The 9,974-nt window shown below is 38.5% G+C and carries 15 protein-coding genes; 8 read left to right on the top strand and 7 right to left on the bottom strand.

Going from position 1 to position 9,974, the window contains the following annotated elements; genetic code table 11:
- Window positions 1-21: 21 nt before the first annotated feature.
- Entirely contained in the window at window positions 22-264 is a 243-nt protein-coding gene (locus ACHFIZ_RS13595; protein WP_410886745.1) for a hypothetical protein, read from the bottom strand.
- Between the two features lie 89 nt (window positions 265-353).
- Window positions 354-1,019, bottom strand: a complete 666-nt coding sequence (locus ACHFIZ_RS13590; RefSeq protein WP_410886743.1) for an oxidoreductase — start codon at window positions 1,017-1,019, stop codon at window positions 354-356.
- Between the two features lie 95 nt (window positions 1,020-1,114).
- Here ACHFIZ_RS13590 and ACHFIZ_RS13585 point away from each other — a divergent pair, with 95 nt between their 5' ends.
- The 3 genes from ACHFIZ_RS13585 to ACHFIZ_RS13575 all read left to right on the top strand — a co-directional run bounded on the left by ACHFIZ_RS13585 (window position 1,115) and on the right by ACHFIZ_RS13575 (window position 2,943).
- Entirely contained in the window at window positions 1,115-1,288 is a 174-nt protein-coding gene (locus ACHFIZ_RS13585; protein WP_410886741.1) for a DUF3606 domain-containing protein, read from the top strand.
- Window positions 1,289-1,415: 127 nt separating this feature from the next.
- Entirely contained in the window at window positions 1,416-2,657 is a 1,242-nt protein-coding gene (locus tag ACHFIZ_RS13580) for a peroxiredoxin family protein (protein ID WP_410886739.1), read from the top strand.
- Between the two features lie 97 nt (window positions 2,658-2,754).
- On the top strand, window positions 2,755-2,943 hold the full coding sequence (locus ACHFIZ_RS13575) for a hypothetical protein (RefSeq protein WP_410886738.1): 189 nt from the start codon (window positions 2,755-2,757) through the stop codon (window positions 2,941-2,943).
- Between the two features lie 171 nt (window positions 2,944-3,114).
- Here the strand turns inward: ACHFIZ_RS13575 and ACHFIZ_RS13570 are convergent, their stop codons facing one another.
- Together ACHFIZ_RS13570 and ACHFIZ_RS13565 are read right to left on the bottom strand one after the other, a co-directional pair.
- Window positions 3,115-3,693 carry a YdeI/OmpD-associated family protein gene (locus ACHFIZ_RS13570; RefSeq protein WP_410886736.1) on the bottom strand — a complete coding sequence of 193 codons (579 nt, stop codon included), beginning with the start codon at window positions 3,691-3,693 and terminating at the stop codon, window positions 3,115-3,117.
- A gap of 201 nt (window positions 3,694-3,894) precedes the next feature.
- Entirely contained in the window at window positions 3,895-4,314 is a 420-nt protein-coding gene (locus ACHFIZ_RS13565) for an RNA polymerase sigma factor (RefSeq protein ID WP_410886734.1), read from the bottom strand.
- Between the two features lie 202 nt (window positions 4,315-4,516).
- On the opposite strand from ACHFIZ_RS13565, the gene ACHFIZ_RS13560 reads away from it, so the two are divergent.
- The 3 genes from ACHFIZ_RS13560 (at window position 4,517) to ACHFIZ_RS13550 (ending at window position 5,847) form a co-directional block, all read left to right on the top strand.
- A complete protein-coding gene (locus tag ACHFIZ_RS13560; RefSeq protein ID WP_410886732.1) occupies window positions 4,517-4,828 on the top strand; it encodes a YtxH domain-containing protein in 312 nt (103 codons plus the stop codon).
- Between the two features lie 378 nt (window positions 4,829-5,206).
- Window positions 5,207-5,629: a DUF6266 family protein gene (locus ACHFIZ_RS13555; RefSeq protein WP_410886730.1), complete on the top strand. Its 423-nt coding sequence runs from the start codon at window positions 5,207-5,209 to the stop codon at window positions 5,627-5,629.
- On the top strand, window positions 5,626-5,847 hold the full coding sequence (locus ACHFIZ_RS13550; RefSeq protein ID WP_410886749.1) for a DUF6266 family protein: 222 nt from the start codon (window positions 5,626-5,628) through the stop codon (window positions 5,845-5,847). Before ACHFIZ_RS13555 ends, ACHFIZ_RS13550 begins: the two co-directional genes overlap by 4 nt.
- Window positions 5,848-5,851: 4 nt before the next feature.
- Here the strand turns inward: ACHFIZ_RS13550 and ACHFIZ_RS13545 are convergent, their stop codons facing one another.
- Window positions 5,852-6,262: a MauE/DoxX family redox-associated membrane protein gene (locus ACHFIZ_RS13545; protein WP_410886728.1), complete on the bottom strand. Its 411-nt coding sequence runs from the start codon at window positions 6,260-6,262 to the stop codon at window positions 5,852-5,854.
- A gap of 79 nt (window positions 6,263-6,341) precedes the next feature.
- Here ACHFIZ_RS13545 and ACHFIZ_RS13540 point away from each other — a divergent pair, with 79 nt between their 5' ends.
- A complete protein-coding gene (locus tag ACHFIZ_RS13540) occupies window positions 6,342-7,211 on the top strand; it encodes a DUF808 domain-containing protein (RefSeq protein WP_410886726.1) in 870 nt (289 codons plus the stop codon).
- A 96-nt stretch (window positions 7,212-7,307) separates the two neighbouring features.
- Window positions 7,308-7,634, top strand: a complete 327-nt coding sequence (locus ACHFIZ_RS13535; RefSeq protein ID WP_410886724.1) for a hypothetical protein — start codon at window positions 7,308-7,310, stop codon at window positions 7,632-7,634.
- 267 nt (window positions 7,635-7,901) lie between these two features.
- On the opposite strand, the gene ACHFIZ_RS13530 is transcribed toward ACHFIZ_RS13535, so the two are convergent.
- Both ACHFIZ_RS13530 and ACHFIZ_RS13525 read right to left on the bottom strand, forming a co-directional pair.
- Window positions 7,902-8,582, bottom strand: coding sequence for a type 1 glutamine amidotransferase domain-containing protein (locus tag ACHFIZ_RS13530; RefSeq protein WP_410886722.1), 681 nt, complete (start codon window positions 8,580-8,582; stop codon window positions 7,902-7,904).
- Window positions 8,583-8,597: 15 nt separating this feature from the next.
- Window positions 8,598-9,593: an NADP-dependent oxidoreductase gene (locus ACHFIZ_RS13525; RefSeq protein ID WP_410886720.1), complete on the bottom strand. Its 996-nt coding sequence runs from the start codon at window positions 9,591-9,593 to the stop codon at window positions 8,598-8,600.
- Window positions 9,594-9,974 lie beyond the last annotated feature (381 nt).

Raw genomic sequence — 9,974 nt, 5'->3', positions numbered from 1 at the left:
TTATCAATATATTAATGGCTATCACTTTTGATTTGCCAAATAGGTCGTGAGAATGCTTTTCAAATAAAGCTCAGGTTTAGGCATGGTGATTATAGTACCTGGTTCCTTGTCTTGTGATTGTTTAATATAATTAGCTTTAATCTTCCCCCAATCTTTAGAATACAATTGAATGAACGTTTCTACAAACTGTTTATCGCTGTATTTTTTTGGGAGTTTGCTCAAAACATCCTCAATCTTTTGCTCTTTATTATGTAATACTGCCATGGTGCTCAATTTGCTTTTCGTGTCAAAAATACAAATATTGTTGGCCATATGTTAAGGGAATATTTTTTAATAATTATTATCTTAAATCCCTAATAAATCAAACCAGCTTCGGAAATCTCATCCGATTCATATACGTAAATACCCTTCAAATCAGTATGCGATAGATTGTCCATCGCTTTGGCAACCGTACTGGCCTCAATACTTCTGTATTTCTTTAAGCCTCCAATCAACAGCGGATTCACTAATTTACTAAGACTCTGCATTAATCCTTCTGCAAAACGGTGTTCTTTCCTGTCCCCAGTTAAGAGAGATGGCCTATAAATTACCAGGCTATAAAGTCCTGCCGTCTTAATATCTGCTTCCGTTTCCCCTTTCATTTTAATATAGAAATTTGAAGAGTTCTTGTTAGCACCAAGAGACGATATCAGGTGAAACTGATTAACACCATTTGCAACGGCAATTTCTGCAAGCTTCAATGGATAATCGTGATCAATTTTTCTGTAAATATTTAAATCAGGAGTTTTCCTTTTCGTAGATCCCAAGGCACAAAAAATGACATCACCAGTAATTTGATGGGCGTAATCATCCAGCTTATCAAAATCGACAGCAATCTGATTAAACTTCGGATGACTGTTATTTAGGGGAGTCCTCACCAAGGCTAGAACCTCGGAGTATTCTGAATCATTTAATAAGATAGCCAATAGGGCAGAACCGATAAGTCCTGATGCGCCCACTATGATTGCTTTTTTACTCATAATTGATTATATTGTTTCCCCAGATTTATTTAAACAGATGTCATTTAAACAATTCTGAACGACATCTGTTTACCGTTTACCAAAATATATAAGACATGCAAAACAAACAAGACGTTCACTGGATAGACAGTGAAAATATTAACATGGAGGAGTACTACATAGTAGAATACTGGGCAAACAAATTTGATGTTAAACCAGAAGTTCTAAAACAGGCTGTGAAAGCAATCGGATCTAAGGTTGACGGAGTCAGAAAGTACCTTAAAAAGTAGTTTTAGGTACTATTTCGCTCTGAACTAAACAGCATCTTACAAAATCTAGACACAACAAATTGAAATATATCCTATTAACTCTGTAGAGTTTAATATCTTTGTGGGGTGATTTAAATCACCAACTACTATGAGAAAAATATTTCTAACGATGTGCTTTTTAACGTCAGCAACCCTTTGTACTGTCGCACAGACAAACCTTAAAGCTGGAAGATGGACTGCCGCTTTAAGTCGTGAGGATGGACATAACATTCCAATTCAAATACTTGTAGAATCTCAAAATGGGAAACAAGCCATTTACATTATAAATGGTTCTGAGAAACTAAAAGCAGAGGGCCTCGAAATCGAAGGGGATTCACTAATTATTAGGATGCCTGTATTTGAATCTTACATCAAAGCCGAACTATCAAATAACAATAAGTTAAATGGAAAATGGGTAAAGGGCGGTTCTGATAAGGATTTAGTGGTTCCGTTCGAAGCCCATGCTATTGAAAGTGCTGAAAAAGCAGCTACAAATTTTGGTACACAGAAATCTACAAGCACCAACCTCACCGGGAAGTGGAAAATTGAATTAACAAAATCCGACCAAACCAAGCGGCCAGCAATTGGCAATCTGACTCAAAAAGGAAACTTATTATCAGGTTCTGTTCTTACTCCAACTGGCGATTACCGTTACATGGCTGGAGTAGTTGAAGGAGATTCGTTTACGCTATCTACATTTGATGGTATTCATGCGTTATTATTTGAGGGAGAGATCACTGATGGGAAGTTAACTGGTAACTTTTACAGTAGCCTATCCCCATCAGAAAGCTGGACTGCGGTAAGAGACGAGATGGTTACTTTGACGGCGCCAGTTACTACAGTTAAGGAAGGGAGTGATGGTAAGCTTGCGTTTACTTACCTGGATCTTGATGGGAAGAAAGTCTCACTGCAAAGCGATCGATATAAAAACAAAGTTGTCATTATTCAATTAATGGGCTCATGGTGCCCGAATTGCATGGATGAAATGGCCTTTTTAAGTAATTACTACAGCAAGAATAAGGGCCGAGGAGTGGAAGTCATCGCCTTGGCTTATGAGTTGACTACAGATGTAGAAAGGTCTCGCAAAAGCCTTCAAAAATTTCAAAAGCAATTCAAGGTCGAATATCCAATTCTGAATACAGGCGTTAAAGTCGGTGATATCGATAGAACACAAAAAACCTTACCACAGCTTACTGAAATAAAAGTATTTCCTACCACAATTATCCTCGATAAGGATGGGGTTATACAGGAAATCAACACCTCTTTCTACGGCCCAGGTACCGGAGCGTATTATACAGCTTACAAGAACAAATTTGAAAAAATAGTGAACAATTTATTGGATGGAAAATAATTGGAAAGAGTTAAATTATTTTTGACGTGATGGGTTACCTTTTTTACTAACTGGTATTAACCCATGAAACTTTGTCAAATCATAAAAACAAAACAATATGAAAAATCTATTTAAATTCGGCTTTTTAGCTTTAGCAATTTCTTTATCTGTTGCTGCTTGTTCATCTGAGAAAACTGCTGATACAACTGATTCAACAATGACTGATTCAACAATGACTGACACAAGTATGTCAAAGATGGATACAATGATGACTGATTCTACAATGGCTGATACAACAAAAATGTAATCTAGCCTCTACTAGTTAATTAAACGCCTGTTCTTCTTATAGCACAGGCGTTTTTTATTTCCACTAATTCTAGCCAAATGAGTAAATAAGAACCCAGTTCCGAGATCATTTAAAAACACTGATGACTGCCAGGATTTTGGAGATATAAAAGGATTTGTTAAGGGCGACACGCTAATCATCTAATCCCTTACCTGCTAGTATTTTTGGAATAAACTTTTCGATCCTTGTTATTCTTGTTTTGGGTTGCTTGGCAGCTGAGAAATAGAGTAAGTATCCTTTTTGACGACCAGGCGTTAGTTCCCCGAAAGCGGTTTCTAAACTTACATCTTCATCCAGCTTAATTTGAAATTCTTGCGGGAAGGCCATCTCAGAGGTAGTTTTAAAGCTTACTTTCAAACCTGACTTTTCAATTTGAACCGCCTCATAGATATAAGATTTAATGGTAGCTTCCATCTCTAAAATCTGAGACAGATCGCCGAATCGGATTTGGCGTGCTCCTTGTACATTCGCTGTTTGCTGGATTAAAATATTTTTTGAATCATTTAATAGGGCTCCTTTAAAAAACAAAAGCGCGCAATAGTCTTTAAACGCGTGTATCAGAACGATGTTGCTCGTTCCAAAAGAGTAGCATGGTTTTCCCCATTTTATTTCTTCTGCAAGGTTGCAGTCAAGAACAATTTTCCTTAGTGCAGTCATTTCCTTTCCCCACTTTTTGGATTTGTTTAAAAAGACTTCAGCATTGTATTCCATTTTTCGAAGATAAGAACTAAAGATAGCTAAAGAACAGCTAACACCTATCATGGATTATATCGATATGGGAATTTACTAGGGTTATTATCTCACAATGTGGACGCTGCGTGATGAATTCTAAAGCGGAAAAAGAAGGAAGAGTCATCTAGCCTGTGTAACCAGAATGCGGGGATAAATGGAAGCTTGTAGGCTTGCATTAATTCAGTTCCGCAACTGCAATATCCGATTACGCAAAGCTACTCTTACACCTTCCAGTGGAATATTTAGTATTGCGGCTGCCTCAGATTCAGAAAGACCTTTAGAGTAAATCAAATCCAGAACTTCTGGTAACTCTGTTTTATCTTCATCTTTCTTATTAACTGGCGATTTTTTGGTCTTTAAATGCTTCATGGCCGTGTTTCTGGCCACGATCGATAAGCTGGTAAATAGCAATGTGTAGTCTTTGCAGCCCGAATCGAATTGGTGCCAAATAGTAGAAAAAGTATCCTCTAATACCTCTGCTGCAGCTTTAGGATCGGGGATTATACCTGAGATAATTCCAAACAAGGCCGATGAATGTAAAGTGTAAACCGCTCTGAAGGCTTCTTTATCTTTTGCTCGAAGGCCGTTTATTAGGTTCATAGGTCATTCGGTGATATGAAATTATTCTTTAGGCTACCGGGGGAAGTATGTGCTGACATTCATATTTATGCATTCATTAACCTACATGCAAAACTCAAGCCGAGTTCTGAGTTATTTACATTCCCACTTATTTTATTCTCAGTAATTCTCAATTCTTAAACAAAATTGATTCAATGATGTTCAATTCAAAAAAAGGAACGTTATGAAAATCGAAAAATTATTGAAATCAGCAACACTCCATAGGTCATCAGGAACCGGACCAGCAGCATTTGCATTAATTGCAGGACTGGCAATAGGTGCGGCATTGGGTGTGTTATTCGCGCCTGATAATGGAGGAGACCTACGTAAAAAAATGTTAGATGGCGCAAAAAAGCTCGCAGGTTTCGAAGAAGAAGTTGAGGAGATAGAAGAACCTGACGTTTCTCAGCCGATCGCTAAAAAGCTAAAATCAGATATCAAATCGCTGATTCATGAAGCACATGTTTCTGCAACCACAGCTTCAACAGCTGAATAAGATTACTTTCGATGCTATTTCTTGTTAGGGTCAACTAAGGCTAAAAGAATGCTGGGAAGGGTTTTGTAAGCATAAAGGTACCCATTATGCTTACAAACCTCTTGTTAGCCCTTACTGAGCTTCTTCTAAGCAACGTCTATTTAGGCATTGTTTTTTATCATTTTCTGGATAGAAAATGTCCGATATCCATACAAACGCCGGACATTCGCGGACATTTCAGTTGAGAATTAGTTAATTGAGCTTTTGAGCCGTACCTTTAAATTACCGATAGCAACTGCCAATAACAATCTAGCTAAAGGTTGAAAAAGCTGATCACTATCGTCGTCGACTCCAGCATAACTAGTCTCGGTCGTGAAGAATCAGTAAAAAATAGAAATAATGGGAAAGTATAAAAATGGTATCAATGGTGCATTTTCTGGAAAGATAGGAAATATAGTAGGAGCAAGTTCACATGGAGTGGATTACATTAGAAGTGTGCCCGACTTCAGGATCGATAAGCCCACACCGGCACAGCAAAAACATCGAGCTAAATTTGGAATAGTCAGTTCTTGGTTCAAACCTTTAAAGTCTGTGATTGAAATTGGTTTGCAACACAAAAAAGATGCTAAAACATCGATGAATTTCGCAATTAGTTTGAACTTTAATTGTGCTGTAGTCGTTGAGGGACAGGATCCTACAATAGATTTTCCGAAGGTGATCTTAAGTATTGGCGAATTGTTCATTTCAGTTGTGAGCGAATTCACAAGCACTGTTAAACAGAGAGTGCTTGTTGAATGGATTGATGCAAATGCCTCTTTATAAATAACCCGGATGATAAGGCAACCTTCGTGATTTACAACGAGCAGAAAAAGAAGTACCTAACATTTCCCGAAATTGCTGTAAGAGCGGATAAGCAGGTAATACTACAATTTCCAGCCTCCTTTTCCGGCAGTCGTATACACTGCTGGATGCAATACGTTAGTGTAAAAGGCGACCAAGTTAGCTCAACGGTCTATGTTGGTGAAATAGAAGTATTGTAACTCCTTATTTTTTGATAGAACGAAATACGCCTGTAGACCAAAGCGCGCCTAGTATCAATATAGGTTGAAAAAATAACCTGATCAAACGCGCCTTATCAGAGTTTAGTCCGAAGGCATCAGTATGATTCAAATACTGGGCAATGTTTCCTGGAAAGATTAGAATGTAAAATATGGCCAATGCAATTCCTATTTTTGCCCTTTGATCTTTCCAGAACAGCATTGCGAGCCCTAATGAGATCTCCACGATTCCAGATAACAAAACCACCAGGTCTTTATCAAGGGGGATCCAGTTTGGTACCTGCGCCTGGAATTCCGATCTGTTCAAAGTGAGATGACCAATCCCTGCGAAGATCATAAATAGACCAAGTATTATTCTGATCACTTTTTGGAATGTAGTAGTTTCAGTAGCAGCCATTTTGGGTTATATGCATCTAAGATAGAGATTTATGATTTAAAACACTTTTTTGTACTTTACGGGTTACTTATATAACAATATGGCTTCAGGTTTTTTCGCGATTTTAGATGATATAGCTGCTCTAATGGATGATGTAGCGGTAACGGCAAAACTGGCGACCAGGAAAACTGCCGGAATCCTGGCCGATGACCTTGCTGTGAACGCAGAGAAAGCTACTGGTTTTTTGTCTTCACGTGAGCTGCCGGTTCTTTTCGCAATTACCAAAGGCTCCTTGATTAATAAGCTAATCATCGTGCCGATCGCCCTATTGCTCAACGTGTTTTTTCCTGTTGCCATTAAATTTATATTAATTCTTGGCGGATTTTACCTTGCTTTTGAGGGAGTAGAGAAAATCGTCGAGTACTTATTTCATCGTCAAAAAAAAGGGCATGAAGTCGTGGCTGAGATTGAGGAAGATCCGTTAGAAGCGGAGAAAGTAAAGGTGAAGTCAGCAGTTGTTACCGACTTCATACTTTCTGTTGAAATTGTGATCATCGCCCTGGGAACCGTCCTTGATGAATCCATAACTATTCAAATCATCACGGTGTCTGTCGTTGCGATGCTTGCAACAATTGGTGTTTACGGCATTGTGGCGCTGATCGTAAGGATGGATGATGCTGGCTATAAGCTGATCAAAAGTTCCAATGACAAAGGGTTTTTAGGAGGCTTAGGTCAGTTGTTGGTGAAGTCATTGCCATTGATCATCAGGATATTAAGCGTGGGTGGTACGATTGCGCTGATCTTGGTTTCGGGTGGCATTTTTGTCCATAATATAGATTATTTCCATCATTTCTTACCAAATATTCCATCAATTGTTAAAGAGTTTGGCTTGGGTTTAGTTGCGGGTTTAATAGCTGTTGGACTTTTTACTCTGGGGCAAAAGATTTTCAAAAAAAAAGCAGCACATTAGGTAGCATACGTTATCCCATTCCTCTAAAAACTTAAAAAACAATTTGTTTGTTTCCTGCCACAAGGTTACCTTTTCCTTTATATTGTATCAACCACTATGAAGGCAATAGTGGACAAAGTATCTAAAACATTCAATGCGTTTCCGTTTTCCATTGTCGCTTACATTATATCTTTGGTACCATGGGCTATTATTTACATTGCCTTAATCAGAATAAACTTAGATCCTGCTCCCAAAGGCATTAAAGACTTTAGAGGTGAATTTTTAACAATAGGGGTAATATTTGCGCTCTTGTTGGCTGGGGTTTTGGTAATTATAACAAGTTTAAACCTCATATTTCAAAAGAGTAAATCCTTTTATACCAAGCTACTTGCCGTGATCATCATTGGAAACTTAGTTTTATATAGCGTTGGGATGATTGTATAGCGCTATATTGCAGGTCTACCCACCTTGTGCCCAATTGCTCTGTGTAAATTGCCTTTAACTATAGCACCCAATTTCCCACCAATGAATATCAATTATTGCTACAACCTTACTCGATGCTTTCATTATATTAAAATTAGTGTTTGATCGCCACATGCGATTAACATTCCAATTCTAGTAAGAACAGCTTAATAAGCTAAATAATACCCTACCAAAATGAAAAGGTTATTTGCATTTTAGTAGGGTAGACTGTTAAAAGACTTTTAACGATTAGCCTTTTAACATTTTCAATAATTCTCGTGCCGCCTCTGCAGATGAACCAGGGTTCTGTCCCGTAATCAATAAGCCGTCTTTGAGTACATATGATCCCCAATCGGCTCCTTTACTGTACTTTCCACCCAGCTTTTTTAATTCATCTTCTACCAAGAATGGAACGACATTAGTTAGCTTGACAGCTTCTTCTTCAGTATTCGAGAAACCGGTTACTTCTTTACCTTCCACCAGCGGTGTACCATCAGCTTTTTTAGTTTTGATCAACACACCCGGAGCATGACAAACAAGGGCCAATGGTTTTTTGTCGTTGTAGAATGTTTCAATTAGTTTGATAGAATCAGCATCATTGGCTAAGTCCCATAGCGGTCCGTGGCCACCCGGATAGAACACAGCATCATAATCAGCGGCATTCAGTTCACCCAACTTGTGCGTGTGTGCTAATTTATTTTGAAGTTCTTCATCTTTGTCGAAACGATGAGTAGCGTCTGTTTGAAAATCAGGCTGTTCACTTTTAGGATCTATCGGAGGTTGTCCGCCTTTTGGTGATGCCAAGTCAGTTTCCACTCCTGCATCCGCCAGCACATAATAGGGAGCTGCGAATTCTTCTATCCAAAAACCTGTTTTTTCGCCGGTGTTACCCAGTTCACTGTGTGATGTCAATACGATTAATACTTTCATTGTTACCTATTTTAATTAAATTTTTACGATCATTTTTCCTTCGTTTTTACCGCTAAACAAATCGATAAACGTTTGAGATGTGTTTTTAAAGCCTTCGACAATGGTTTCAGCATAAGTTAATTTACCCGCCTTGTACCAAGCTAACAACTGGGCTATAGCTTCAGGAAACTCCTTCGCATGATCAGAAACGATGAAGCCCTGCATTAGCACACTGTTTTTCACTAGTATCGGCTGCAAACGCGGGCCTTTAGCTTCTGCTGTGTTGTTGTAAAGAGAGATAGCGCCGCAAACTGGTACACGGGCATATTTATTCAGATGTGTCATTACTGCATCGGAAATCTCGCCGCCAACGTTATCAAAGTAGATATCTACTCCATTTGGACAGCTTTTGCCGATTGCATCAGCCATATTGGTAGTTGTTTTGTAGTTAATGGCATCATCGAAGCCAAACTTTGATTTTAGTAGCGCAACTTTTTCGTCGGTGCCAGCTATTCCAACTACGTGGCAGCCCATAATCTTACCAATTTGGCCAACAATACTACCTACGGCACCAGCAGCCCCAGATACGACAATAGTTTCACCTTCTTTCGGTTTCCCGATTTGGGTCAGGCCTATTTGGGCTGTCAAGCCTGTCATTCCCAAAAGTCCAAGGTAGGCGCTTAAGGGCGCAGCATTAGGATTAACCTTTGAAAGCCCTTTCCCGTTCGATAGCTGGTTTTCTTTCCATGGTAGTTGGCCTGCTACGAAATCACCGGCCTCGAAATCAGGATGATGAGATGTGGTAACTTTGGCAATTATCAAGGACTGTATAGGCTTATTTAACTCAAAAGAAGGTACATAAGATTTTACATCACTCATCCTGCCTCTCAGGTAAGGATCTACCGAAATGTATAAGGTCTGCAAAAGCACTTCTCCATCCGCGGGTTCTGGTATGTTTTCTTCAATGATTTTAAAGTCGGTTAGTTGGGGGAGACCCACTGGTCTGTTATTTAATAAGATTACTTTGTTCATGACTTAATTTTTAAACTTTCTTTCTTGGCTTATAAATGTTTTCTTCCAGGTCGGTTGCTCTTTAAACACAGAGTTGTGGCAAAGGTTTCCCTTACCCTGGGTAGTCAAGTTATTATAACAAACAGGAGACAAAGCCAACCCATAGCTGGGAAAATTCCATATAAATGCGTAACAACGGTGATTTTACTTTAATATATAGATGTTTATCTTCGAAAACATTAGTCAAAATGTTACACTAAATCCTAAATAGAGAGCATTCTAGAAATTTACAGTACTCGTTGATATCTATTCTTAAAATCCAATATCGAAGAGGCATACCGCTTCTGCTGTAGCCTGGGATAACTAAATCAGAAAATATATGTTACTTATAGTTATTATTAT

The sequence above is a fragment of the Pedobacter sp. JCM 36344 genome (genome assembly GCF_046546555.1).
Taxonomy (GTDB): domain Bacteria; phylum Bacteroidota; class Bacteroidia; order Sphingobacteriales; family Sphingobacteriaceae; genus Pedobacter.
This window is presented reverse-complemented; position numbering and strand designations above follow the sequence as displayed.